The organism is Terriglobales bacterium, assembly GCA_035573675.1.
In the GTDB taxonomy this organism is placed as follows: domain Bacteria; phylum Acidobacteriota; class Terriglobia; order Terriglobales; family Acidobacteriaceae; genus DATMAB01.
Genome location: DATMAB010000013.1, coordinates 32,330 through 56,155, shown reverse-complemented (window position 1 = coordinate 56,155; position 23,826 = coordinate 32,330). Strand labels below are relative to the sequence as shown.

21 protein-coding genes are annotated in these 23,826 nt (G+C 64.3%); 11 read left to right on the top strand and 10 right to left on the bottom strand.

What is annotated here, in order from left to right:
* Nucleotides 1–326: 326 nt before the first annotated feature.
* On the bottom strand, nucleotides 327–2,318 hold the full coding sequence (gene uvrB, locus VNK82_04895; GenBank protein HXE90284.1) for an excinuclease ABC subunit UvrB: 1,992 nt from the start codon (nucleotides 2,316–2,318) through the stop codon (nucleotides 327–329).
* Between the two features lie 425 nt (nucleotides 2,319–2,743).
* On the opposite strand from uvrB, the gene VNK82_04890 reads away from it, so the two are divergent.
* Nucleotides 2,744–3,064 carry a hypothetical protein gene (locus VNK82_04890; GenBank protein HXE90283.1) on the top strand — a complete coding sequence of 107 codons (321 nt, stop codon included), beginning with the start codon at nucleotides 2,744–2,746 and terminating at the stop codon, nucleotides 3,062–3,064.
* Between the two features lie 61 nt (nucleotides 3,065–3,125).
* Here VNK82_04890 and VNK82_04885 read toward each other — a convergent pair whose 3' ends face one another.
* Together VNK82_04885 and VNK82_04880 are read right to left on the bottom strand one after the other, a co-directional pair.
* Complete coding sequence (locus tag VNK82_04885) at nucleotides 3,126–3,734, bottom strand: hypothetical protein (GenBank protein ID HXE90282.1); 609 nt, start codon at nucleotides 3,732–3,734, stop codon at nucleotides 3,126–3,128.
* An 82-nt stretch (nucleotides 3,735–3,816) separates the two neighbouring features.
* Nucleotides 3,817–4,539 (bottom strand): HAD-IA family hydrolase, encoded by a 723-nt coding sequence (locus tag VNK82_04880; protein HXE90281.1) that lies wholly within the window; start codon nucleotides 4,537–4,539, stop codon nucleotides 3,817–3,819.
* Nucleotides 4,540–4,741: 202 nt separating this feature from the next.
* On the opposite strand from VNK82_04880, the gene VNK82_04875 reads away from it, so the two are divergent.
* Together VNK82_04875 and VNK82_04870 are read left to right on the top strand one after the other, a co-directional pair.
* The gene (locus VNK82_04875; protein ID HXE90280.1) at nucleotides 4,742–7,021 is read left to right on the top strand and encodes a dehydrogenase E1 component subunit alpha/beta; all 2,280 of its coding nucleotides are present in this window, start codon (nucleotides 4,742–4,744) and stop codon (nucleotides 7,019–7,021) included.
* Nucleotides 7,022–7,037: 16 nt separating this feature from the next.
* Nucleotides 7,038–7,166 carry a hypothetical protein gene (locus VNK82_04870; protein ID HXE90279.1) on the top strand — a complete coding sequence of 43 codons (129 nt, stop codon included), beginning with the start codon at nucleotides 7,038–7,040 and terminating at the stop codon, nucleotides 7,164–7,166.
* Nucleotides 7,167–7,169: 3 nt separating this feature from the next.
* Here VNK82_04870 and VNK82_04865 read toward each other — a convergent pair whose 3' ends face one another.
* Both VNK82_04865 and VNK82_04860 read right to left on the bottom strand, forming a co-directional pair.
* Nucleotides 7,170–7,577 (bottom strand): DoxX family protein, encoded by a 408-nt coding sequence (locus VNK82_04865; protein HXE90278.1) that lies wholly within the window; start codon nucleotides 7,575–7,577, stop codon nucleotides 7,170–7,172.
* A gap of 8 nt (nucleotides 7,578–7,585) precedes the next feature.
* Nucleotides 7,586–8,809 carry an aminomethyltransferase family protein gene (locus VNK82_04860; protein HXE90277.1) on the bottom strand — a complete coding sequence of 408 codons (1,224 nt, stop codon included), beginning with the start codon at nucleotides 8,807–8,809 and terminating at the stop codon, nucleotides 7,586–7,588.
* A gap of 206 nt (nucleotides 8,810–9,015) precedes the next feature.
* Here VNK82_04860 and VNK82_04855 point away from each other — a divergent pair, with 206 nt between their 5' ends.
* The 3 genes from VNK82_04855 (at nucleotide 9,016) to purU (ending at nucleotide 13,206) form a co-directional block, all read left to right on the top strand.
* The gene (locus VNK82_04855; GenBank protein HXE90276.1) at nucleotides 9,016–10,599 is read left to right on the top strand and encodes an NAD(P)/FAD-dependent oxidoreductase; all 1,584 of its coding nucleotides are present in this window, start codon (nucleotides 9,016–9,018) and stop codon (nucleotides 10,597–10,599) included.
* Nucleotides 10,600–10,615: 16 nt separating this feature from the next.
* Nucleotides 10,616–12,202: an NAD(P)/FAD-dependent oxidoreductase gene (locus tag VNK82_04850; GenBank protein HXE90275.1), complete on the top strand. Its 1,587-nt coding sequence runs from the start codon at nucleotides 10,616–10,618 to the stop codon at nucleotides 12,200–12,202.
* A 149-nt stretch (nucleotides 12,203–12,351) separates the two neighbouring features.
* Nucleotides 12,352–13,206, top strand: coding sequence for a formyltetrahydrofolate deformylase (gene purU, locus VNK82_04845; GenBank protein ID HXE90274.1), 855 nt, complete (start codon nucleotides 12,352–12,354; stop codon nucleotides 13,204–13,206).
* A gap of 106 nt (nucleotides 13,207–13,312) precedes the next feature.
* Here the strand turns inward: purU and VNK82_04840 are convergent, their stop codons facing one another.
* Nucleotides 13,313–14,440, bottom strand: coding sequence for an aromatic ring-hydroxylating dioxygenase subunit alpha (locus VNK82_04840; GenBank protein ID HXE90273.1), 1,128 nt, complete (start codon nucleotides 14,438–14,440; stop codon nucleotides 13,313–13,315).
* 233 nt (nucleotides 14,441–14,673) lie between these two features.
* Nucleotides 14,674–15,117 carry a hypothetical protein gene (locus VNK82_04835; GenBank protein HXE90272.1) on the bottom strand — a complete coding sequence of 148 codons (444 nt, stop codon included), beginning with the start codon at nucleotides 15,115–15,117 and terminating at the stop codon, nucleotides 14,674–14,676.
* 140 nt (nucleotides 15,118–15,257) lie between these two features.
* Between VNK82_04835 and VNK82_04830 the strand changes: the two genes are divergently transcribed.
* Complete coding sequence (locus tag VNK82_04830) at nucleotides 15,258–15,599, top strand: cupin domain-containing protein (GenBank protein HXE90271.1); 342 nt, start codon at nucleotides 15,258–15,260, stop codon at nucleotides 15,597–15,599.
* A gap of 132 nt (nucleotides 15,600–15,731) precedes the next feature.
* Here VNK82_04830 and VNK82_04825 read toward each other — a convergent pair whose 3' ends face one another.
* A complete protein-coding gene (locus tag VNK82_04825; GenBank protein ID HXE90270.1) occupies nucleotides 15,732–17,138 on the bottom strand; it encodes an APC family permease in 1,407 nt (468 codons plus the stop codon).
* A 262-nt stretch (nucleotides 17,139–17,400) separates the two neighbouring features.
* Between VNK82_04825 and VNK82_04820 the strand changes: the two genes are divergently transcribed.
* A complete protein-coding gene (locus VNK82_04820; GenBank protein ID HXE90269.1) occupies nucleotides 17,401–18,138 on the top strand; it encodes a methyltransferase domain-containing protein in 738 nt (245 codons plus the stop codon).
* Between the two features lie 61 nt (nucleotides 18,139–18,199).
* Here the strand turns inward: VNK82_04820 and VNK82_04815 are convergent, their stop codons facing one another.
* Nucleotides 18,200–19,588 carry a TldD/PmbA family protein gene (locus VNK82_04815; GenBank protein HXE90268.1) on the bottom strand — a complete coding sequence of 463 codons (1,389 nt, stop codon included), beginning with the start codon at nucleotides 19,586–19,588 and terminating at the stop codon, nucleotides 18,200–18,202.
* Between the two features lie 16 nt (nucleotides 19,589–19,604).
* Nucleotides 19,605–21,206 carry a TldD/PmbA family protein gene (locus tag VNK82_04810; protein HXE90267.1) on the bottom strand — a complete coding sequence of 534 codons (1,602 nt, stop codon included), beginning with the start codon at nucleotides 21,204–21,206 and terminating at the stop codon, nucleotides 19,605–19,607.
* A gap of 119 nt (nucleotides 21,207–21,325) precedes the next feature.
* Here VNK82_04810 and nuoB point away from each other — a divergent pair, with 119 nt between their 5' ends.
* The 3 genes from nuoB to VNK82_04795 all read left to right on the top strand — a co-directional run bounded on the left by nuoB (nucleotide 21,326) and on the right by VNK82_04795 (nucleotide 23,825).
* Nucleotides 21,326–21,886 (top strand): NADH-quinone oxidoreductase subunit NuoB, encoded by a 561-nt coding sequence (nuoB, locus tag VNK82_04805; GenBank protein ID HXE90266.1) that lies wholly within the window; start codon nucleotides 21,326–21,328, stop codon nucleotides 21,884–21,886.
* 40 nt (nucleotides 21,887–21,926) lie between these two features.
* Nucleotides 21,927–22,235 carry a Rieske (2Fe-2S) protein gene (locus tag VNK82_04800; protein HXE90265.1) on the top strand — a complete coding sequence of 103 codons (309 nt, stop codon included), beginning with the start codon at nucleotides 21,927–21,929 and terminating at the stop codon, nucleotides 22,233–22,235.
* A gap of 237 nt (nucleotides 22,236–22,472) precedes the next feature.
* Nucleotides 22,473–23,825 carry a hypothetical protein gene (locus tag VNK82_04795; GenBank protein HXE90264.1) on the top strand — a complete coding sequence of 451 codons (1,353 nt, stop codon included), beginning with the start codon at nucleotides 22,473–22,475 and terminating at the stop codon, nucleotides 23,823–23,825.
* Nucleotide 23,826 lies beyond the last annotated feature (1 nt).

The following is a 23,826-nucleotide window of genomic DNA, read 5'->3' as shown; positions in this document are numbered from 1 at the left end:
GTTTTGCGCCGCACCTTTAGGGGAGGAGCGACGCAATAAAGAGGGCGCCCTGTAGAGAGAGCAGGGCGCCCTTGGTTTTCCAGCTCTTGGCTTTTCTTTAGTCCCGAGCGCAGCGAGGGACCGCTATTCCCAGTTAGCAATAACGGGAGAGCAAGAAGCCGCACCGCTTGATCTTTTCTGGTTATCGCTTGTTCTCCTTTGTCATTCCGAGCCCGCCTCGGCGGGCGAGGAATCCCTATTGCCTGATATTCCGTCTCGGTTTACACCCGGTACTCTTTCGCGCACATAGGGATTCCTCGCTGCGCTCGGAATGACAAGACAGACCCCTACGTAAACAAGAACTCCTTCGTCCTCAAATCCCGAATCGTATCCCTGAGCTTGGCCGCCTTCTCGAACTCGAACTTTTTGGCGGCTTCGCGCATCTCGGTCTCCAGGCGCGCGATGTAGGCGTCCAGCTCGTCCTGGTTCTTGAAGTCGGGCATCTCTTCCAGCGCCGAAGCGGTGAAATCGGCGTAGTCGGCTTCGACGATGGAGGCCAGCGACATCTCCACCGGCCGCACGATGGACTCCGGCGTAATGCCGTTGGCTTCGTTGTAGGCGTGCTGGATGGCGCGGCGGCGGTCGGTTTCGTCAATCGCGCGGCGCATGGAGTCGGTCATCACGTCGGCGTAGAGGATGGCGCGCGCGTTCAGGTTGCGCGCGCAGCGCCCGATGGTCTGGATGAGCGACCCGGCCGAGCGCAGAAAGCCCTCCTTGTCGGCGTCGAGGATGGCCACCAGTGAGACTTCCGGCAGGTCCAGACCCTCGCGCAGCAGGTTGATGCCGATGAGCACGTCGAACTCGCCCTTGCGCAGGTCGCGCAGGATCTTCACCCGCTCGAGCGTCTCGATCTCCGAGTGCATGTAGCGGCACTTCACGCCCACCTCGCCGTAGTACTCGGCCAGGTCCTCGGCCATGCGCTTGGTGAGCGTGGTCACCAGCACGCGCTCTTTGCGCGCGGCCCGCTCCCGGATCTCGGCCAGCAGGTCGTCGATCTGTCCCTTGACCGGACGCACTTCGACTTCGGGATCGACCAGGCCCGTCGGCCGGATGATCTGCTCTACCACGACGCCGGCGGATTTGGTCAGTTCGTAAGGGCCGGGCGTGGCCGAAACGTAGATGCACTGGTTCACGCGGTGTTCGAATTCTTCGAAAGTCAGCGGGCGGTTGTCCAGCGCCGAAGGCAGGCGGAAGCCGTACTCCACCAGCGTCTGCTTGCGGGAGCGGTCGCCGTGGTACATGCCGTGGAGTTGGGGGATGGTCTGGTGCGATTCGTCCACGAACAGCAGGTAGTCGCGCGGCACGTAGTCGAGCAGCGTGGGCGGCGCCTCGCCCGGCAGGCGCCCGGAGAAGTGCCGCGAATAATTCTCGATGCCGTGGCAGTAGCCCACGCTCTTGATCATCTCCAGGTCGAACATGGTGCGCTGGTGGACGCGCTGCGCCTCGACCGTGCGGCCCTGCTTTTCCAGCTCTTTCTCCCACCAGGCCAGCTCTTCCTTGATGGAGACCACGGCCGCGTCGCGCGTCTCCTCGGACATGACGTAGTGCGTCTTGGGATAGATGGGCAGGCGCACGTAGCGCTGCTTCACCGTGCCGAACAGCGGATCGATCTGCGAAAGCTGCTCCACCTGGTCGCCCCACAGCTCGATGCGGTAGGCCATGTCGTCATAGGTGGGGAAGATCTCAATCACGTCGCCGCGCACCCGGAACGTCCCGCGGCGAAAGTCGGTGTCATTGCGCTCGTAGAGGATCTCCACCAGTTTGCGGAGGATATCTTCGCGCTTGACCTTCTGGCCTTTTTCCAGGAAGAGCAGCATGCCGTAATAGGCCTCAGGCGAGCCCAGCCCGTAGATGCAGCTCACCGAGGCCACGATCAGGCAGTCGCGGCGCTCGAACAACGACCGCGTCGCTGAAAGCCGCAGCTTGTCCAGCTCGTCATTGATGGTGGCTTCCTTCTCGATGTAGACATCGGCGGCGGGAATGTACGCTTCGGGTTGGTAATAATCGTAGTAACTCACGAAGTATTCCACCGCGTTCTGCGGGAAGAATCCCTTGAACTCGTGGTAGAGCTGCGCGGCCAGCGTCTTGTTGTGGGCCAGGACGAGTGTGGGCCGGTTGATGCGCTCCACCACCTTGGCCATGGTGTAGGTCTTGCCCGAGCCGGTCACGCCCAGCAGGACCTGGTGCTTTTCGGCGGCGAGCACCCCCCGCACCAGGGCATCGATGGCCGAAGCCTGGTCGCCGCGCGGCTGGTAGTCGGAGTGGAGATGGAAGTCCATCGGAACACTTGATTATAGATTCACCACAGAGGCACGGAGGAATCTGGTCATGTGGTCATCGGTGAACCTTGTCATCTCAAGTAGCGCCGCCGTTCTCGCCGGTTGTCGCGCGGGCGCCCGCCCTTAGCCCCTATCCCAGCGCCTGAAAGGGGCCGCATCGTCGCCCACGGCTTTCGGCCGTGGGAATACTGCGTTCTTGCGGTCCTCCGCTCTCTCGGCGCTAAGAGATCCTTGTCCGTCTCCCGCAACTTTCCCCTTGACATCTGCATCTAATTGTCATATGCTTTGTGAAGTATTGACTATGAGAATATAACTACTTATTTGCGGGGAACTTACCTCTAACTCCTTTGTTTCCGGGGATCATCCGGGACTTTGCCACCCTAACTCGTTGATTCCATTAGTTGGGTAGGGGGAAGGGGGCATCCATGAACGACCCTCTGGCCAAACTTGAACTGGCCCGTAAGGCGCTGCGCTGCAACCACTTCCTGGTCGATGGCCGCCGTTGCGGCTCGCCCGCCATCAAGGGGAAAAGGCTCTGTTTCGCCCACCTTCGGGCCCGATATCCGCAGCAAAACGGCCTCCTGCCCGCCCTCCGCGACGACGAGGCCGTGGCCTGCGCCGCCATGCAGGTCGCCCGCGCCCTGACGGAGCAGTCCCTCGACCCGCGCACTGCGTCCCTGCTGCTCTGGTCCCTGCAGATCGCCAAGTCCACTTTCCACGAGGAAGATGACAACATGACCCGCTGACAATCTACTACTTGGTCAGATCTCCCCAATCCGCCACTATCCGAGTGAATCCGCGGCGGGATTATTTCCAGCGGTGTCCCACCAGGTCGGCCTTGTAGCTGCGCTCGTCGAGGCGCGTCAGGCGCTTCTTCATCCACGGTTTGAGCAGAGGCGTGTGGGAGATGTCGCAGAGGTAGTTGGGGATGAACCAGACGTCCTTCTCCGAGGTCATCCAGTTCAGGTGGTCGAAGCGCTTGAGGTTGACCGGGCGTGAGAAGTTGCGCAGGGTGCGTTCGCGGCGGAGGTTGAAATAGGAATTGAAGTAGCTCATGGCCAGCTCGCGCAGCGTGCGGTACACGGGCTCGCGGTAGCGGCAGGAGGCGAAGTTCGATGCGGCCACTGCGCCCCAGTGCCCGCGGACCTGGAAAACGGCCAGCACGTGGTCGGTATCCTGCTCGGCTTCAAGATCCACGAGCAGCGGCGGGAAGCCCAGCACGCGCAACGCGGCGGCTGCGAAGATGGCGCCTTCCAGGCAATGCACGGTGCGCTCACGGAGCACGCGCCGCGGCGACCAGCAGGTCATGGCCAGGTGATAGGGAAGGGAATCGAGGAAGCGCTGCACGCCGGCGGGCGTCTTGAAGGAGCGGAAGGTGCGCAGCTCAGCGCGTGTGAGCCCGAAGGTGTTATTCACGCCTGTCCCGCCCCAAGCTGCTCAAAGAAAGACCTCACCACAGAGACACGGAGGCACCGAGATAAGTTCAGCAGGAAACTGCTCATCCTCTGTGCCTCTGTGACTCAGTGGTGAGTTGAAACAGCTCGGCCCATTCCACCGGCGAGTCCACCAGCACGTCGGGAGTGGCGGCCTCGAGGGAATGGGGCACGAAGCCGTAGGTGACGCCCACGGTCCAGATGCCGGCGTTGCGGCCGGTGATGACGTCGATGTCGCTGTCGCCGATGATGACGGCCTCTTCGGGGCGCGCGCCGCTTTCTTCGAGCAGCGTCCGGACGCCCAGCGGGTCAGGCTTCTTGGTATGGAAGCTATTGCCGCCGTACACGCGGAAGAAGAAGTCAGCAAGGCCGAGAGCCTCGAGGATCTGCTGCGAAGGCCGCTCCGGCTTGTTGCTGAGCACGGCCATGCGAAAGCGGCCGCCGGCGCCGTTGCCGTGTGCGCGCAGCCTCCGGAGCGCTTCCGCAACCCCGGCGTAAACGTAGGTGTTATCCAGCTTGTGCTCGCGATAGTGCGCCAGGAAGAAGTTCAAAGCCTCGGTGACGAAGCCCTCTTCATCGGGGTCCCCGAGGGCGCGGCGCACTAGCATGGGCGCGCCGTCGCCGATGTAGCTTGCGATGACGTCGCAGGGCAGCTCCGGCTTGCCGTAGTGTCGCAGCATGGCGTTGACGGAATTGGCCAGATCGAGGCGCGAATCCACCAGCGTGCCGTCGAGGTCGAAGATCAGCAGCTCCAGGTCGTGCGCCGGAATAGGGCGGAGAATCTTCACGCTCTCAGTATATCTTCGGAAAGGAAGGCGGGCAGCCGGCCGCTTGCCGCCTGCGGCCAGAGCAAGCGGCAGGATGCAGAGTGCAGGAGGCAGGACGCAGGTTACGCGGAAGGCCGGAAAGACCAAGTCGGAAAGCGGGTCCCGATAGCACCTCCCGTTCTAGAATAGGGCTGGCTGGGAGCACATCCGCTCCGAGGTGAACATGGCAAGCAAGGCGGAAGCGAGAGCGTCGTCGAGGGCGGCCGTGGCCGATGCGCCTCGCGCCGACAAGGGCAAGGCGGAGAAGACCTGGCAGGGACTGACGCGCAAACAGCTCATCGAGATGTACCGGCTGATGTTCCTGTCAAGACGGCTGGATGACCGCGAGATCCTGTTGAAGCGCCAGCAGAAGATTTACTTCCAGATCTCGGGCGCAGGGCACGAGGCCGTGCTGGTGGCGGCGGGCATGGCGCTGAAGCCGGCCTACGACTGGTTCTATCCCTACTATCGCGACCGTGCGCTGTGCCTGGCGCTGGGCATGACGCCCTACGAGCAGTTGCTGGAAGCGGTAGGCGCGGCCGACGATCCCAACTCCGGCGGCCGCCAGATGCCCGCGCACTGGGGCCACAAGAACCTGAATATCGTGAGCCAGTCGTCGCCCACAGGCACGCAATTCCTGCAGGCCGTGGGCTGCGCCGAAGCGGGCCGCTACTTCGCGCGGCATCCGGAAGCGGCGCAGAAGGTCGAAGGCGACTATCGCCAATTCAAGGACGTCTCTTTCCAGGGCGACGAGGTCGTGTATGTTTCGGCGGGCGACGGCACCACCAGCGAAGGCGAGTTCTGGGAGGCGATGAACTCCGCCGCCAACCTCAAGCTGCCGGTACTGTTCCTGATCGAGGACAACGAGTACGCCATCTCGGTGCCGGTGGAAGTGGGGACGGCGGGCGGCAGCATCTCGAAACTGGTCTGCGGCTTTCCCAACTTTCACTTCGCGGAAGTCGACGGCACCGATCCCGTGGCCAGCTATGCCGCACTCACGAAGGCCGTGGAATATTGCCGTGCCGGGAACGGCCCGGCGTTCGTGCATGCGCACGTCATCCGCCCGTACTCGCATTCGCTCTCTGACGACGAGCGGCTCTACCGGCCGGAATTCGAGCGGCAAAAGGAAGCGCAGCGCGATCCCATCACGCGCATGCAGATGTTTTTGATCCGCGAGAACATCCTGGACGAAAAGGGCATCAACAAGCTGGAAAAAGAAGTGGACGGGGAAGTGCAGGAGGCCACAGACCGGGCGCTGGCCGCGGCGCTGCCGTCGACCGACTCCATCACGCGCTTCGTCTATTCGCCCGACCTCGATCCGACGTCGGCTGCGTTCGACAGTCCGCCGGTGGCAGGCGGCGACAGCGCCACGCTCGACTGGCAGGCGACGTATTCCGGCACGGCCGCCGACAAGCCGCAGCCGGCCACGGGCGCGGAAAAGACCATGGCCGATCTCATCAACGCCTGCCTGAAGGACGAGATGCGGCGTGATCCGCGCGTGGTGGTCTTTGGCGAGGACGTGGCCGACTGCAGCCGCGAAGAGTACCTGAGGAAGAAGCTCATCAAGGGCAAGGGCGGCGTCTTCAAGCTGACCGCCGGACTGCAGACGGAGTTCGGCAGCGAGCGCGCGTTCAACTCGCCGCTGGCCGAGGCCAACATCGTGGGCCGCGCCGTGGGCATGGCGACGCGCGGGCTGAAGCCTGTCGTGGAGATCCAGTTCTTCGATTACATCTGGCCGGCGATGATGCAACTGCGCAACGAGCTGCCGCTGATGCGCTGGCGCTCGAACGGCGCTTTCTCCTCTCCCGCGGTGGTGCGCGTGGCCATCGGCGGCTACCTGACCGGCGGCGCCATCTACCACTCGCAGTGCGGAGAGAGCATCTTCACACACACGCCCGGAATGCGCGTAGCGTTTCCCTCAAATGCGCTGGACGCGAACGGCCTGCTGCGCACCGCCATCCGCTGCGATGATCCTGTCCTGTTCCTGGAACATAAACGGTTGTACCGCGAGCCCTTCGGGCGCGCACCCTATCCGGGACCGGAGCACATGATTCCGTTCGGCAAGGCGCGCGTGTGGAAAGAAGGCTCGGACCTCACCGTGATCACCTACGGCGCGGTGGTGCCGCGCGCGCTGCAGGCGGCGCAGCGCATCGAGCGCGAGCTGGGGCTGAGCGTCGAGATCCTCGACCTGCGGACGCTGAACCCGTATGACTGGGAAGCGATCGTGGCGTCGGTGCGCAAGACCAACCGCGTGATCGTCGCGCACGAGGACATGCTGAGCTGGGGCTACGGAGCGGAGATCGTGGCGCGCATCGCCGATGAGTTGTTCGAGGAACTGGACGCGCCGGTGAAGCGCGTGGCCGCCATGGATACCTTCGTCGCTTATCAGCCGCTGCTCGAGGACGAAATCCTGCCGCAGGCCGACGACCTGTACCGTGCCATGGAAGAGCTGGCGCGCTTCTAGCCAGGCGGGTGATGCCGTGTTCGGCTCCGAAGAAGGCGAGCTCATCTTTGGCATCACGTGGCAGCACGTGGTGCGAAATGTGGTGATCAGCGTGACCGCTACCTGGCTCGCCTTGTGCGTGCTCAGGAAATACCGGAAGAAGTGAAGATCAGCGCCGGCGGCCGCTGGCAGGGCGCGACTTGTTGTCGATGGACCAGGGACCCGCGCCGAAGAAGACCAAGGCCAGCGCCATCACGGCGTGTGAAAGGTACGCGTCATAGCTGCTCAGGCTCTCACCCAAGTGGATGCGGACGCCGATGGCCATGAACAGGAAAATGACGGCCGCGGCCAGGCGGGTCTGCAGTCCGATGATGAGCATGGCGGCGGCGAGGAGTTCTATCCAGGAAGCTGCGGGCGCGAGCCAGCGCGGCAATCCAAGAGAAGTCACGACCGAGGTGAACGCCGCCATGCCGCCGGAGAGGCGCTTGACGGTGTACGCAAGGACGATGCCGCCCAGCGCGACGCGCATCACGAAGATGCCCACGGGCTGGAGCGAAGCGAGGCGCTGGGAAAGCATGGCCGCAGCTACTCGGCGAAGGGGTCGACCTTGGAGAGCGGCGTGGCCGTCTTGCGCCTGGGGTTGAAGAAGGGAAGCGGCACCACGGTCGCGCCCACGGTGTAGCGCACGGCCTCCACGGTGAGTTCGAGTTCGAGCACGGTGCCGGCGGCGGCGTGCGGCGTGGCGATGCTGGCCAGCGCGATCATCTTCTTGAGCGTCGGCGACCAGGTGGTGGAGGTCGCTTTGCCGACCTGCTTGCCGCGATCGTAGACCGGGACATGCACGCGCGAGGCCTGCGCGGGCGCCTGCGGCGCCAGGCCCACGGATTCGTAGAGCTCTTCGACCTCGGGCCAGTGGATCTCCAGGCCGACGAGCTGGCGCGCCGGACCGCGTTTATGCTCTTCGATCAGCGCCTGCTGTCCGATGAACGGGTCCTGCTTGTCGAGATGCACCATCTTGCCCAGGCCGATCTCATAGGGCGAGAACTTTTGGGCTTCAATCATGGCGCGGCGGCTGCTGATGTAGTCCACTTCGATCAGGAGCAGGCCGGCCTCGATGCGGGCGATGTCAAGCGCAAGCATGCCGGCGGGATGGAGGTCGAATTCACGGCCCGCATCGGTAATGGCGTCCCAGACCATCAGCGCGCGCTCCCAGGGGATCCAGATCTCGTAGCCGAGGTCGCCGGTATAGCCGGTACGCGAGATGTCCACGGGAACGCCGGCGATCGTGCCGCGCGTCATGCGGAAGTACTTGAGGTTCTCGATGTCCGCTTCGGTGATCTTCTTGAGCAGGAGCCCGGAGGCGGGACCCTGCAGCGCGAGCGCTGCGACCTGCTCGGAGATCTCCGTAACCTCCACCTGCATGCCCAGCGCGTTCTGGCGGAACCAGCGCAGGCTGGGGTCGGCGGCGGTCCAGCGGTAGGCGTTGGATTCGAGGCGGGTGATGGTGCCGTCGTCGATCACCTTGCCCTGCTCATCGCACCAGCAGCAGTAGATCACCTGACCGACGGCGACCTTGTGAATGTCGCGGGCAATGATGCGGTTCACCAGGCGCGTGGCGTCGCGGCCGGTGACCAGATACTTGAAGAGCGGAGAGACATCGATGAGCGCCACCGAGTTGCGGATGGCGTTGTACTCGTGCTCGTGATGGGTCTCGTAGGCGCTGACCGTGTAATAGCCGGACCACTCGCGGTAGTTCAAGCTCTCACAGAGCGCGAAGGTGCGTTCGTGGAAGGCGGTTCCGATGGGCACGGCGATTCTCCGGCTGCAAGCCGAAGGCGGATTATAAAGGCCCGGTGCGGGCGGCGTCATCCGCATCCAGGAGCCCCATCCGGTGGGTGATGCGGGCCTGCGGCGGTGATCGATTCCCGCAAGCGAGACAAACTCCGGACAGCGCCTTTAGAATGTCTGCTTCCTTCCGGGGCGCGGGCCCCGCAGGGCGTGCGGTCGCACACTCTATGGCCCAGAAATACGACGTCATCGTCATCGGCGGAGGCCACAATGGCCTGGTCAACGCCGCTTATCTGGCCAAGGCGGGCAAGAAAGTCCTGCTGCTGGAGAGGCGCCACGTGCTGGGCGGGGCGGCCTGCACGGAAGAAGTCTTCCCCGGCTTCAAGTTCTCGGTGTGCTCGTACGTAGTGTCGCTGCTGCGGCCGGAGATCATCCGCGACCTCGACTTGCCGCGCCACGGGCTGGAAATCCTGCCGCTCGACGGCACGTTCACGCCCATGCCCAGCGGCGATTACCTGTGGCGAGTGAACGACCACGCCAAAACCCGACGCGAGATCGCGCGCCATTCGCGGCTGGATGCGGAGGCGTACGAAGAGTTCGGCAAGGCGATGGTGCAGCTTTGCCGGTTCGTGAAGCCCATCCTGGCAATGACGCCGCCCGATCCTACGAAGCTGGCGTGGAAGGAGCTGAGCAAGCTGCTGTTCCTGGGCAAGCGCTTCAAGGCGCTTCCGGAGGAGGAGAAGTACCTGCACGTGCGCCTGATGACCATGAGCGCCGTGGACTTCCTGGACCAGTGGTTCGAGACCGACGTGTTGAAGGCGACCATGTCGGCCTCGGGCATCATCGGGACGTTCCTGGGCGTGCGCTCGCCGGGGACGGCGTACGTGCTGCTGCACCACTACATGGGAGAGATCGACGGCGCGTTCCGCTCCTGGGGATTCGCGCGCGGCGGCACCGGCGCCATCTCCAATTCCATCGCTGCGGCGGCGCGCGAGGCGGGGGCGGAGATACGGACCGAGTCGCCCATTGCTCGCATCCTGGTGCGGGAAGGGAAGGCAACAGGCGTGGTGCTGGAGAACGGCGACGAGTTCCACGCCGACGTGGTCTCCTCGAGCGTCGATCCGCGGCTGACGTTCGTGAAGATGATCGAGCGCGGCCACCTGCCCGATGACTTTCTGGAAGAAGTGAACCGCTACAAGTTCCGCGGGTCGTCAGGCAAGGTGAACATGGCGCTGGACGGGCTGCCGAACTTCACCTGCCTGCCCGGCGCGGGGCTGCACCTGCGCGGTGCGATCTCCATCTCCCCCAGCGTCGACTACATGGAGCGCGCCTACGACGACGCCAAGTACGGCCGCTACTCGCGGCGCCCGTACATCGACATCGTGATTCCCAGCCTGACCGATCCATCCGTCGCGCCGCCGGGCAAGCACGTGATGTCCTGCTTCGTGCAGTACGCGCCCTACAAACTGAACGGCGACTGGGACAAGGAGCGGGAAGCCTTCGGGGACACGGTAGTAGAAACCATCGCCGAGCACGCGCCCAACCTGCGGAACATCATCCTGCACCGGCAGGTGGTGACGCCGCTCGACCTGGAGCGGGAGTGGGGACTTTCGGAGGGCAACATCTTCCAGGGCGAGTTGTCGCTGGAGCAGCTTTTCTTCCTGCGTCCGGTGCCGGGCTGGGCGCAGTACCGCACGCCCATTCAAAACCTGTACATGTGCGGCTCGGCGACCCATCCCGGGGGCGGCATCATGGGCGCGCCGGGCAGGCTGGCGGCGCTGGAAATCCTGAAAGACGGGAAAGGCAGGTAGGCAGGCCATCGCCAACGTGCGCGACATCGTGATCGTGGGCGGCGGGCACAACGCCCTGGTCACCGCTTTTTACCTGGCGCGCGCGGGACGCAAGCCGCTGGTGCTGGAGCGGCGCGCCGCGGTGGGCGGCGCCGCAGTCACGGAAGAGTTCCATCCCGGATTCCGCTGCTCGACGCTGGCGCACGCCGCAGGCCCGCTTCGTGCCGACGTGGTGCGCGACATGCAGCTCGAGCGCCACGGTTTGAGGATGGTCCATCCCGATCCGCGGCTGTTCGCACCTGCGCCAGACGGCCGGGCGCTCGTGCTCTATGAAGACACGGCGCGCACGGTGCGGCAGATCGCCGCGCTCTCGACCAAGGATGCAGCGGCCTATCCGAAATTCTGCCAAGCCCTGGAGCGGCTGGGCGGTTTCCTGGGCAAGCTGCTGGCCACGACGCCGCCCGAGATCGAGAATCCCACGACCGGCGAGCTGTGGGGCCTGCTGCGCACGGGTCGCGACCTGCGGAAGCTGGGTGACAAAGACCTGTACCGGCTGCTGCGCTGGATGCCGATGGCGGCGGCCGACCTGGTGGCCGAGTTCTTCGAGACCGAGCTGCTGCGCGCCTCGATCGCGGCGCGCGGCATTTTTGGCAGCTTTGCCGGGCCATGGTCGGCGGGCTCGGGGGCGCTGCTGCTGCTGCGCGCAGCGTGCGACCCGCATCCGGCGGGTCCGGCGTGCTTTGCCAGCGGCGGCATGGGCGCGCTCACCGAGGCCATGGCTGCCGCGGCACAGCAGGCGGGCGCGCAGATCCGCACCGGCGCCGAAGTCGCCCGGATCCTGGTGAAGGACGGCTTGGCCACGGGCGTCGTGCTGGCCAACGGGGAAGAGATTGTCGCGCAAAAGGTGGTTTCCAGCGCCGACCCGCGGCGCACGTTCCTGCAACTGATCGACCCGGTACACCTTACGCCCACCTTCATCCTGCGCATGGAGAGTTACCGCGCGCCCGGTGTCACGGCGAAAGTGAATCTGGCGCTGGGCGGCCTACCGAAGTTCACCGCGCTGCAGGATTTGGGCGACGGCAGCGACAACATGCTGGCGGGAAGAATCCACATCGGTCCGGAGATCGACTACCTGGAGCGCGCGTTCGACGCCTCGAAGTACGGCGACTTCTCGCCAGAGCCGTACCTGGACGTGATGATTCCCTCGCTTTCCGATCCTTCGCTCGCGCCGGCGGGCAAGCACGTGATGAGCGTGACCATGCAGTTTGCTCCTTACAAACTCAAGAACGGAGACTGGAACAACCGACGCGAGGAGCTGGGCCGCGTGGTGCTGGAAACGCTGGAGCGCTACGCTCCCGGCTTGGCGTCGCTGGTGGTGGGCGGAGAAGTGATCACGCCGCTCGACCTGGAGCAGGCGTACGGCCTGACCGGCGGGCACATCTTCCACGGCGACCTGGCGCTGGACCAGATCTTCACCATGCGGCCGCTGCTGGGCTGGGCGCGCTACCGCACACCCATCCGCGGGCTGTACCTGTGCGGTTCGGGGACGCACCCCGGGACGGGACTCACGGGCGGATCGGGCGCGAATGCGGCGAGAGAGATATTGAAAGACCTGAGACAGTAGATTTCACCACAGAGACACGGAGACACGGAGAAAAACCGCAAATCAAGAGCAGACTCACGCGTTCGAGGGTTGTTCGTGCCTCGGACTTCGCAGTCCATCCGGTCTTTCTCTGTGTCTCCATGGCTTAGTGGTCAAGGCATCCTTCGCCCATGAAGAACACCGCCATCCTGCTGGTCAGTTGTCCGGACCGCAAAGGGCTCTCGGCGGCGATTGCGGACTTCATCTTCCGCAACAACGGCAACATCCTGCACTCGGATCAGCACCAGGACCCGGAACTCGATTTGTTCCTGATGCGTGTGGAGTGGGACCTGGCGGGCTTCGCCATCGCGCCGGGGGACTTTGAGCGCCACTTCGCACCGCTGGCCGGGCGGTTCAAGATGCAGTGGAGGCTGGCCCTTTCCAGCCACCGGCCGCGGGTGGCCATCTTCGTTTCACGCTATGATCATTGCCTGGTCGATCTGCTCTACCGGCACCAGGCGGGCGAACTGGCCTGCGACATTCCCTGCATCGTCAGCAATCACCCCGACAACCGGCGCTGGGCAGAGTTCTATCGCATCCCATATCACGAGGTCGCTGTCACGAAAGAGAATAAGGCGGAAGCAGAACGGCAGCAGGTAGAGCTCATCGAGAAGCAGGGCGTCGATCTCGTGGTGCTCGCCCGTTACATGCAAGTTCTCTCGAAAAACTTCACCGACCGCTATCCGCAACGCATCATCAACATCCACCATTCGTTCCTGCCGGCGTTCGTGGGTGCGAGGCCGTACCACCAGGCGTACCAGCGCGGCGTGAAGCTGATCGGAGCAACCAGCCACTATGTGACCGAAGCGCTGGACGAAGGACCCATCATCGAGCAGGACGTGGTGCGGGTCTCGCATCGCGACACGCTCGAAGACCTGATGCAGAAGGGCAGGGACCTGGAGAAGGTTGTGCTGTCACGCGCGGTGCGGTGGCACATCGAAAGCAGGATCCTGCTGTATGCGAACAAGACGGTGGTGTTCGACTAGAGAGGCGAGTCGGAACGCAACACCGAGGTCCTTCGCTCAGGTTTCCCGCGCTGGTGAATACGCGCGGGAGCCTCCATCGCTCAGGATGACGGCTTCCACCAGCCGCCTAGTCTGCCGCCGCTCTCTCGCGTTCCAAGCCACTCTTGAGGTCTTTCGCCAGCAAGCGGTGGAACAGGTGCTCGCCGGCTTCGCGGCGGACGGAGAGGCGGCCGGCGCGGTAGGCGCGTGAATTCAGCCCGCGCTGCACGGATTCGCAGATAGCGTGGTCCTCGTCCTGTACGCGCTGGCTGACCTCGATACTTTTGCGGTTGTGCTCGGCCGCTTTCTCGCTGACATCGGCAAAGTAGAAGTCGAAGATTACCTGGCAGCGGTCGATGCCCGACGGCAGAACGAGGTTGGTGTCGAGATAGCCCTCGTACCAGTTCAGCATGAGGTTGGGGTAGAGCCAGAAGTAAAGGGCCTCTCCTTTGCGGACAGCGGCGGTGGCCGCTTCGCCGCCCTCCGCTTTCACCGGCGAGGACTGCAGGCAGTAGCGGTCCTCGCACTCGATGGTGTAGCCGGCGTAGTCGAGCACGCTGCTCAGCCCCTTGTGCAAATACGGGACGTGGTAGCCGCCGTCGAGGTAGTTATCCACGAAGACTTTCCAGTTGCATTGCAACGGGAAGACGCGACGTTCGACGAAGTGCAGCGAACCCAGGTTGAGCGGGGCGATGCGCGCCGCCATGCCGCCGAGGTGATCGGCAAAGTTGGGAGCCTGCAGGTCGAGGTTGACGAAGACGAACTGTTCCCAGGTTTCGACGCGAACGGGCAGCAGGCCATTGGCGGCGCGGTCAAAATCGGCGACGCCGGCGAAATCCGGCGTGCCTTTGAGCGAGCCGTCCAGACCGTAGGTCCAGGAATGGTACGGGCAGCGCATGAGGGAGCACGTGCCTGCCGGCTCGGTCATCACCGCGGCGGCGTGGTGCCGGCACACGTTGTAGAAGGCGCGCAGCACACGGTCCTCGCCGCGCACGACGACGACCGGCTCACCGGCGACCTCGGCGGTGACGTATTGTCCCGGCTCGGCCACCTGTTCGGCGCGGCCCACCATCTGCCAGGTGCGGCCGAAAACCCTGCGGCGCTCGAGCTCCGCGAGGCGCGCATCCGTGTACCAGGAGGCGGGGATGGTCCAGGCCTGGGCGAGCGTGGCCTTGTCGTCGTAATCGGCGAGGACTTGTTCGAGAGGACGTTCCATGTTGCTGTCTGCCGGAATGAGGCGATTCAGATTACCGCATGGATGCCGGCGCGGAAAAGTAGTGCGGCTTTCGGGCTTGGGGCCCTCCTATTGCCCCCTCGCTCGTCTGCGCTGGCTCCCTTCGACTTCGCTCAGTGCAGGCACCGCCAGTCGGGCGCCAATTTGAATCAATCAGTCTCGAACGGCACGGCTGAAGCTGTGCCCCTCCGAAAATTCATTCCAAACAACAAGCCCTACGCCAGCGGCGTTTTCAGCAGTTCGACATCCTTCAGCCACACGGTGCCCGGGCCCTCGAAAGTGAGGTTGAGCTTGATCAGGTCGGGGAACTGGCCCGCCTTGAGGTAGAAGGGCGTCTGATAGGGCGCCCAGTCGGTGGTGCCCCTGGCTTTGGAATGGAGGCCTTTGGAAAAATACTCGTTGCCGCCGAACACGCACCACATTTCCAGATAGACGCCGCCGCGGACGGCCGAGGTCTTCATCTGCACACGGTAGGTGAGCATGCACTGGTCCACGCCGGGCTGCGGCACCTGAAACAGCAGAAAGGTGCGCTCGCCGGTGGCCTCGATTCTCCAGGAGTCTGGTTCAAGGGTGACGCCGTCGGTGGACACCAGGCGATCGGTCAGCGAGAACTTCCGCAAGCTTACCGGCGGGCCGGACGGCTGTGGAACGCGGAACATTCTCTTCAGCCAGTCCAGCATTGCAGGGGCCCCAAAAGCGCAGGAAGGATAACCTATCTTGCGGGTTCGAGAAAGAGGGGCCGCAGGGTTCTTGCATCGCGTTCGTGCTACGTGAAACACTCGCTGTGCGGGAGAGGAAGATGCTGGTGTTTCATACGATGGAACTGAGGGAGGCGCGGGCCAAAGCGGGCCATGCGTACCGCGAATTCCTGCGCACGGCCGGGCTGAGCGCAGGCCTCTACGAACTGCCGGCGGGCGCCGAGGACAAGCAAAAGCCACACACCGAAGACGAGATCTATTACGTGGTAAGCGGGCGCGCGAAGTTCTTCTCCGACGGCGACGGTACCGCCCGGCACCTGGACGTCGGGCCGGGATCGGTGATCTTCGTGGGCGCTAACGCCGACCATCGCTTCCATGACATCACCGAAGACCTAGTGCTGCTGGTGTTCTTCGGCCCGGCCGAAGGGTCGAGGGCGAAGTAATTTTTCGAGTTGTCACCGAGCGCAGTGAGGAATCCCTGGGAGTGCTCGGCCTCCCGTCCTCATTCTGAGCGTACGTTCACCCCAATGGCATAGCCGGGCAGAGGGGTCCCTCGCGTCGCTCGGGACCACGAGCTAGCGCCGTACTCTGACGAACCGCTGAACAAGAAAAACGGGGTAACAGCCGGCCAGTACGGCGAGGGCATACAGGCTGTTGCGGGTGTCGCCCGCCAAGGCTCCGGCGAGGAAAGCGAGCGAGCCCAGGAGCGCCAGCGCCGTGGTCCACGGGTACCCCCAGGCGCGGTAGGGACGCGGCGCAGCCGGCTCGCGACGACGGAGCAGGAAGACGGCCAGGTAGGCGAGGAAATAGTCAGTCACGAAGAAGAAGGTAGTGACCGCGAGCACGTCCTCGAAGGGACGCTTCTCGCCCACCCGCAGCAGAGGCAGCAGGGTGAGTCCGACGCTGCCCACGGTGCTCAGCAGCAGCGCGGTGGTCGGCGTGCCGCCGGGGTTCACGCGGGCCACCACGGGCGGCAGCAAGCCGTCGCGGCTCATGGCGAAGGTGATGCGGCTGGCCATCAGATGGTAGGCGTTGATGCCGCTGAGCATGGAGACGATCATCAGCAGGCTGATGACGGTGATGGTCCAGTCGCCGAAGATGGTGGCGGCCGCCGTACCCAGCGCCAGCTTGTCTTTGGCGATGGCGCCGATCGGTAGCGTGTACACCAGCGCGGCGTTGACCAGGACATAGATGGCCGTCAGCGAGACCACGCCCCATATGGTGGAGCGCGGAGCGTCGCGGCCGGGATCGCGCAGCTCTTCGCCGAAATAGATGGCGCCATACCAGCCGTCATAGGTGTAGATGACGGCTTGCGCCGCCAGTACCAGCGCCACCAGCAGGGGCAGGCCAGCGGGCAGCGGCGTGGGCGCGACTTCCGGCGTGCGGGGCGCGAGCGCGAAGATGGCGGCCACCAGGGCCACGAATCCCAGGGCCTTGGCCGCGCTGGTGATGTTCTGGATGAGACTGCCCCAGCGGATGCCGCGCCACTGCAGCAACGCCATGCCGATGGTGACCGTGATGGCGATGGGAATCTCGCGGCCGAACAGTTGAGGGTGCGTGGGCGCGTGGCGGCGCAGAAGCACGTCGGCATACTCGCCGATGACGATAGATACGGCGGCGGTAGTGCCGCATTGGGCCAGCCAGTCCGTCCAGCCGACGGCGAAGCCGGGAAACTCACCCAGCGCCCTGCGGGTGAAAACGTAATAGCCGCCCGAGCGCGGCGTCATGGCGCTGAGTTCGGAGATGGAGAACGCGCCCAGCAGCGCGTACAGGCCTCCGGCCACCCACACGGCGAGGAAGATCCACACGTTCGGCAGTTGCGCCGCCACCTCGCCCGGCGTACGCAGGATGCCCGCGCCGATAGTGTTGCCGATGATGACCGCCAGTCCGAAGCCTACGCCCAGAACCTGCAGCAAACCCCGGGAAGCGCGGACATGCGTGTGCGGCGCGGGGACGGCCTTGGAGGCGGAAGAAGTAGACATGATGGACTCAGGTCACCCAATTCCCAGTTCGTCGGCTTGCTCGAGCGGAGTGCCACACTGCCGGCAGATGACCGCCGAGCAATCGCCGCAGGTGAGCGGGTCGGTGACTTCGCGGCTGCATTGTGGACAGTAAAGGGGCTCGGAGGGCTGGGGTTGAGGTTCGGCGACTGGAGCCATGCGACGGGCAAATGTAGCATAGAAGTCAGCAATAAGCGGTAAACGAGAAGCGATAATCCATCAGCCTGAGGCCCACTGAGCCGCCATGATGTCACCCGACGAGATCCTGCAACAGGAATTCAACCGCTGGGCCGAAGAGGGCCGCGGCGAGGAGATGGAGAAGCACCATCTCGATATAACCGAGAAGACGTTGCGGCTGATGGACCTGCGTCCGGGCGAGCGCGTGCTCGACCTGGGATGCGGCGTGGGCTGGGCCACGCGCATCCTGGCGCGCCTGGTGGGAGACGGTCCGCAGGGCCACGGCCAGGTGGTGGGTCTCGATATCTCCGACGAGATGGTTCGCCGCGCGCGCGCGGCCTCGCGCGAGTTCGAGAACATCATGTACGTGTGGGGCTCAGCGGAGCAGATCCCCTGGGAGGAAAACTACTTCGACAAGGTGCTTTCGGTCGAGTCGTTCTATTACTACCCGGATCAGGAGCGAGCCCTGGCGGAACTGTTCCGGGTAATGGCGCCGCGCGGGCGGCTCTACATCCTGATCAACCTGTACAGGGACAATCCCTACACGCTGCGCTGGGTGGAGGAGCTGAAGGTCCCGGTGCACGCGCGCTCGGAAGCGGAGTATGTCGAGCTGTTGCGGAGGAACGCCTTCGAAGAAGTGCGCGCGTTGCGTATCCCCGACGACACGCCCACACCCGACGAGTACACGGGCAAGTGGTTCAAGAACGCCGAGGAATTGCGCGACTTCAAGCGCATCGGAGCGCTGCTCTTGGTGGCGCAGAAGCCGAACGTGCGGAACCCGGCGCCGGCCTATCAGATCTACTGAAGCAGTCAGCAATCAGCAGTCAGCATTCAGCCACACCTTGGGTTCGGCTGAGTGCTGAGTGTTACACCGCGTCTGAGACGCTCGAGAAGGTGAAATCCCGCACCTTCATGGCGGGCACGATGCGGTTGTCGGAAAGCTCGGGGCGGCCCAGCATTTCGACGTTGGCCAGCACGTTGGCGGGGCTTTCGTTGAAGCGGAAGTTCATGACCGGGTGCGTGATCTTGCCGTTCTCGATCCAAAACAGGCCGTCGCGGGTCAGCCCGGTGACCTGCACGGTCTGCAGATTGACGTAGCGGATGTACCAGAAGTGCGTCACCAGCAGGCCGCGCTCGGTCGAACGCACCAGGTCTTCGACGGAGTGGTCTTCGCCTTCCATCACCAGGTTGGCCGCCGGCAGCGGCGTCGGATTGACGCCTTTCTTCTCCGCCCAGTAGCGGGTGTAGACCAGGTTCTTCACCACGCCCTTTTCGATCCAGTCGATCTTTTCTGTGGGCAGATAGCTGGGGCCCGCGACGCCTGCTCCCCCGAAGAAGATCTGCCCTACGCCGCCGATCTCGACCTCTACGTTGCCTACCCAGGGACGGCCGGGATTGCGCGAGTCGAAGGGATCGGAGCGCACGGTGATCTTCTCGGAGAACATCTTCTCGCCCAGCCGGGTACCGCCGCCGCGCCGGGTGAACAGCGAGCGTCCTTCTTCGGCGGCACGGGCGTCGAACACGCCGCCGAGGCCAAACATGTACGCGAGCAGATCCGAAACGGCTGCCGACTCAAGGACGACGGTGTACTTGCCGGGTTCCAGCGGCCGAGGCTTCCGGGAGAGCACCGCTTTGTCGATGGCGATGCCGGCGATGCGGGCGCCGTCGACGTCGCCCATGCGATGTCCTTCGGCTGAGGCCCAGCCCGAGCCGGTGCCGTCCGGCGTCCGTGAGGTCAGCGAGTACTCCGCGCGCGTGCGCGTCGCATAGGCGAAATTGCCGCGTTTGTTGCCCAGGGCGAGGGCCGAAGCCGTGCGCTCGTAGTACCCGGAGGAGACCACGCCCTTGGCCTGCGAGGCCTCGACGGCTGTCTTCACTGCACTCAGGATCTCCTTCTGCGCCGCTGCGGCGGTGGCCGCATCGTACGAGGGAATCTCCGGGTACTTCTGCGGGCTGAGCGGCTCGACGTATTCCGGATCGGGCGGCGCGAAACCGGCCAGTTCCTCTGACCGCGCCACGGCTTTGCGCAGCGCGTCTTCCGAGGTCTCATTAGTCGCGACCTGGCCGGTCCGCCGGTCCTTGGTGGACCAGATGTAGATGGCAACGCCATCGGAGCGCCCGCTGGTGGTGATGCTGTTCACGGCGAAACGCGTCTGCGCAAGGTCGCGCTCGCCGATGGTCACCTGGCAGTCATCGGCCTTGGAGTAGGAGAGGACCTGGTCGATCAGCTTCCTGGCGTCATCGCGGCTCAGCATGTTCTTTCCCTTATCCTCAGTCCGTAAGCAGCACGTTGATCCGGCGGAACAGAGACGGCGACGATCCGTGGCTCATGGCGTTGATCTGCGTGGGCTGGCCCTTGCCGTCGCTGGTAAGACCGTGGTTCTGCCAGAAGCGCTGGTCGGCGGTGGCTTCGAATGACGACCAGAAATCCGTGGAGCGCGACTGGTAGGCTACGCGCGAAATCATGTTGCCCTTCTTGCCGCCCTTGATCTCCCAGAAGGCGTCGCCGCCGAACTGAAAGTTGTAGCGCTGCTGGTCGATGGACCAGGAGCCGCGGCCGTCGATGAGGATGCCGTCGTCCACGGCCGCGATCAGGTCGTCGAGCGTCATGGGCTTGGTTCCGGCCTTCAGCCACACATTGGGAATGCGCTGGAAGGGAATGCTGTCGAACGAATCGGCGTAGCAGCAACCCCGCGATTCCTTCTCGCCCACCAGGTGCGCCTGGTCGCGGATGGTCTGGAAGTGCTGGAATACGCCGTTCTTGACGATGTCGAACTCGGTGGCCTTCACGCCGTCGTCGTCGTAGCCCACGGTGGACATGCCGCGGGGGAGCGTGCGGTCGCCCTGGATGTTCATGATTTCGCTGCCGATGCGGAACTTGCCCATTTTGTCGGGCGTCAGGAAGCTGGTGCCGGCGAGGTTGGCCTCGTAGCCGAGCGCGCGGTCGAGTTCGGTCGAGTGCCCGATGGATTCGTGGATGGTCAGCGCCAGGTGGTTGGGCATCAGGACCAGATCTTTCCTGCCGGGCGTGACCGGCGGCGCCGACAGATGCTCCACCACTTCCTCGCCAATGCGGCGGCCGTTGCCGGGCAGGTCGTGCTCTTCGATGGCTTCCCAGCCCGCCGTGTAGGGCGACGGAGAATAATTGCGCTGGCGTGAGACGCGCCTTTCCAGGTCGCGCGCCGCGGCCGTCACCTGCCCGTAGCATTGCAGGATGTACTGCTGGATGCGCGAGCCTTCCGAGGAAGCGAAAAACTTGTCCTCGCTGTGCGCGACCAGCGTCGAGTTGGCACTGAACACCTTGGGAACCGCCTTGACCTCGGCGTTCGCCCTCTCCAGCAGCGCCAGCTTCTCGGCGATAGGCACGTCGAACGGATTACGCTGGTGCGGCGTGGTGTATTTGTCCACGTAGGCCTTCACCGGAGACAGGCGCACCGGCTGCTTTTGCAGCGCCGAGTTGGCTTTGGCGACGGCCACCGCCTCGGCGGCCACGCGTGCGATCTCGTCTTTGGTGACGATGCGGCTGGCCGCGAAGCCCCAGGTGCCGTTGGCAATCACCCGCACGCCGAAGCCGAACGAACCGGTGTCGCGCACCGCCGGCACGTGGTTCAACTTGCCGGTGGCGAGGTCGGGCGTGGAACGCAATGCCACCACCTGGTCGCGATAGCGGTTGATGCGGATATCGGCGTAGGTGGCGCCCAGCTTCTTGGCCCGAGCCAGCGCAACCTCGGCCAGCGCCGAAAGCGCCTCCGAAGGCTTGCCCGCGCCGGTGTTCTGCGCGTTCAGCTCCGGCAGGCCGAAGAGTTCATGGGCGAGGGCTGCGGCCGCGGCGCTGCCCGTAAGTTCTAGGAATCGGCGTCGGGTCAGGTCCATGCAGGGACTCCGGGAAGTCAGAGCGAAACGCAATCTTCTACCAAAGCCGCGCAACAAGAGCAAGGGCACCAGGTTGACACCCCTCCGGGCCGTCCATAGACTGCTTTTCTAGAGGCGCTATGGCCTGGCTGCAGAACAAGTTCGAGAAGAACTTCCTCATCACCACGGTGGACTACGTGTTCAACTGGGCGCGCAAGTCGGCGCTCTGGCCGATGACGTTCGGCCTGGCGTGCTGCGCCATCGAGATGATTGCCTCCTCGACGGCGCGCTTCGACATCGCGCGGTTCGGCAGCGAGGTCTTCCGGCCCAGCCCGCGGCAGAGCGACCTGATGATCGTGGCCGGCACGGTGACCCTGAAGATGGCGCCGGTGATCCAGCGCATCTGGGCGCAGATGCCCGATCCCAAGTGGTGCATCTCCATGGGCGCCTGTTCGTCGGTGGGCGGGCCGTTCAACACCTATGCGGTGCTGCAAGGCGTGGACCGCATTGTGCCCACCGACGTGTATGTGATCGGCTGCCCGCCGCGTCCGGAGAACCTGTTTTACGCCCTGCTCAAGCTGCAGGACAAGATCGACCAGATGACCCTGGCCAAGCGTCCCACCGAAGTCCGCCTGGATGAGAGCATGGTGGAAGATTTCAAGCGGCAGGTGATGATCGCGCAGACCCTGCAGCCGAAATAGTTCTCAGTTTCCGGTTCTCAGTTCTCGGAGGAACTCCTTCATGGCTGAGTTCGTGAAGATCGGCAGCAAAGGCGACCTGCCCGGTCGCGACGAGGCGCGAGAATTCCCCTGCGGTGAACGCACCATCTGCATAGCCAACGTCGAGGGCAATCTGACCGCGCTGGACAACGTCTGCCTGCACCGCGGCGGCCCGCTGGGGCAGGGCATCATCGTTGAAGGCAAGATCGTGTGCCCGTGGCACGGCTGGATGTACGACCCCAAGACCGGCGAAGCCACGCACAATCCCGCCGCCAAGGTTACCGTCTATCCGCTGAAGATCGAGGGTGACGACGTGCTGGTTCAGGTGTAGATCCTCCGCCGCGTTTCACATCGCGCCGACCGCGTCTTTGTGGGCGCCATTCACCATCGCTTTCCCGCTCCTAGCGGCCCCTAGCACTGCGCACTGCCAAACTGCGGCCCGTTGTGGCAGACTGTCTTCCTCGTTCTGGAGAGCGACCGCGGCCGGGAAGGTGAACTGGAGGCAAGAATCGGATAGCGCCCTCCAACCTCCGCCGTTAGAGTCTCAGCACGACGAGGGAGATAGATCATGAAGAAGCTCTATGGGGCAGTGTTCATCGCCCTTGTGGCCGTACTGTTGCCGGCCGCGCTGGCCGATATCAAGGTGAAGACACGCAACACCATGGCCGGCCATACCAGCGAAAGCACGGTCTACATCAAGGGACCGCGGCAGCGCAGCGAGCAAAGCTACGGCCCCGGCATGTCGGTGACGACAGTGCTGCAGTGCGATCAGAAGCGCCAAATCCAGATCAACAACGCCTGCAAGGTCTACCTGGTGACGCCCTTCACGGAAGAAGATGAGGCGGTGGAAGAAGCCGCTGCCGAACCTGCTCCGCCTGCAGCCAAGCCGGCTGCAAAGAAGGGCGCAAAGACCGAGCCCGCGTCGCGTGGTGGCATCGTTACCTACGTCAATACCGTCACCGATACCGGCGAGCGCCAGCAGATGTTCGGCTTCAGCGCCCGGCACATCAAGAGCTCGATGCGCGCCGAGCCCTCGCCGGACGCCTGCCTGAAAGAGAAATTCAGCATGGAGACCGACGGCTGGTACGCCAACGTCTCCTACGGCCTGAGTTGCCAGACGGCGGCGCAGCGGGCGTCGGCCCGTACCGCCGCCCCGCAGAAGCCGGAATGCCAGGACAAAATCCGCTTCCGCCGTTCCGGCGCCGGGCAGTTGGGATACCCGCTGAAAGAAACCCGCACCATGACCGCCGGCGGCCAGACCTTTACCACCACGACGGAGACCCTGGAGCTCTCGCGCTCCACGCTTGAGCCGGCGCTGTTCGACCTTCCCGCCGGCTACCGGGAAGTCACGAGCTTCCAGCAACTGATGTGCGCACCCGACATGGGCGCGATGATGGCCCAGGCCACGAAGGGCGACGTGAGCGAAGAAGATATGGCGGCAGCGGTGGCTGCGGCCGGCGCTTCGCAGTCCACGGCCGGCAAGAGTTCCGGAAAGCTGCGCATCGGCGTGGTGCGCATCGAAAACAAGGCCAAGAGTTCCGCCAACCTGCAGCAGGCACGGGAGCTGCTGATGAACGAGATTCGCGACTACGACGCCGATGCCGTGCCGCTCGATGCGACCAAGCCGGACGACATCCAGATGGAGGCCCGCAGCAAGGATTGCGACTTCGTCCTCTATACTGACCTCACGCGTATGAAAGCGGCCGGCAAGGTGGGAGGATTCCTCGGCCGCGCCACGGGCCTGGGCACCGGCAAGTACGAGGCCCAGGTGGACTATCGTCTGTTCCCCACCGGCGAGGACACGCCGCGCCTGGAGTCCTCTGCCAGCACCAAGGAAGGGACGATGGAGATGGAAGTGCTGGGCGCGGTCTTCAAGACCGAGGCGCGCGAAGCGGTGACCGAAGCACGCAAGGGAAGGTAGG

What these genes read in the sequence shown, in the direction of transcription:
- uvrB (HXE90284.1), bottom strand. Translation starts at nt 2,318, where the DNA reads ATGGACTTCCATCTCCACTCCGACTACCAGCCGCGCGGCGACCAGGCT.
- VNK82_04890 (HXE90283.1), top strand. Translation starts at nt 2,744, where the DNA reads ATGAACGACCCTCTGGCCAAACTTGAACTGGCCCGTAAGGCGCTGCGC.
- VNK82_04875 (HXE90280.1), top strand. Translation starts at nt 4,742, where the DNA reads ATGGCAAGCAAGGCGGAAGCGAGAGCGTCGTCGAGGGCGGCCGTGGCC.
- VNK82_04865 (HXE90278.1), bottom strand. Translation starts at nt 7,577, where the DNA reads ATGCTTTCCCAGCGCCTCGCTTCGCTCCAGCCCGTGGGCATCTTCGTG.
- VNK82_04855 (HXE90276.1), top strand. Translation starts at nt 9,016, where the DNA reads ATGGCCCAGAAATACGACGTCATCGTCATCGGCGGAGGCCACAATGGC.
- purU (HXE90274.1), top strand. Translation starts at nt 12,352, where the DNA reads ATGAAGAACACCGCCATCCTGCTGGTCAGTTGTCCGGACCGCAAAGGG.
- VNK82_04840 (HXE90273.1), bottom strand. Translation starts at nt 14,440, where the DNA reads ATGGAACGTCCTCTCGAACAAGTCCTCGCCGATTACGACGACAAGGCC.
- VNK82_04835 (HXE90272.1), bottom strand. Translation starts at nt 15,117, where the DNA reads ATGTTCCGCGTTCCACAGCCGTCCGGCCCGCCGGTAAGCTTGCGGAAG.
- VNK82_04830 (HXE90271.1), top strand. Translation starts at nt 15,258, where the DNA reads ATGCTGGTGTTTCATACGATGGAACTGAGGGAGGCGCGGGCCAAAGCG.
- VNK82_04825 (HXE90270.1), bottom strand. Translation starts at nt 17,138, where the DNA reads ATGTCTACTTCTTCCGCCTCCAAGGCCGTCCCCGCGCCGCACACGCAT.
- VNK82_04820 (HXE90269.1), top strand. Translation starts at nt 17,401, where the DNA reads ATGATGTCACCCGACGAGATCCTGCAACAGGAATTCAACCGCTGGGCC.
- VNK82_04815 (HXE90268.1), bottom strand. Translation starts at nt 19,588, where the DNA reads ATGCTGAGCCGCGATGACGCCAGGAAGCTGATCGACCAGGTCCTCTCC.
- VNK82_04810 (HXE90267.1), bottom strand. Translation starts at nt 21,206, where the DNA reads ATGGACCTGACCCGACGCCGATTCCTAGAACTTACGGGCAGCGCCGCG.
- nuoB (HXE90266.1), top strand. Translation starts at nt 21,326, where the DNA reads ATGGCCTGGCTGCAGAACAAGTTCGAGAAGAACTTCCTCATCACCACG.
- VNK82_04800 (HXE90265.1), top strand. Translation starts at nt 21,927, where the DNA reads ATGGCTGAGTTCGTGAAGATCGGCAGCAAAGGCGACCTGCCCGGTCGC.
- VNK82_04795 (HXE90264.1), top strand. Translation starts at nt 22,473, where the DNA reads ATGAAGAAGCTCTATGGGGCAGTGTTCATCGCCCTTGTGGCCGTACTG.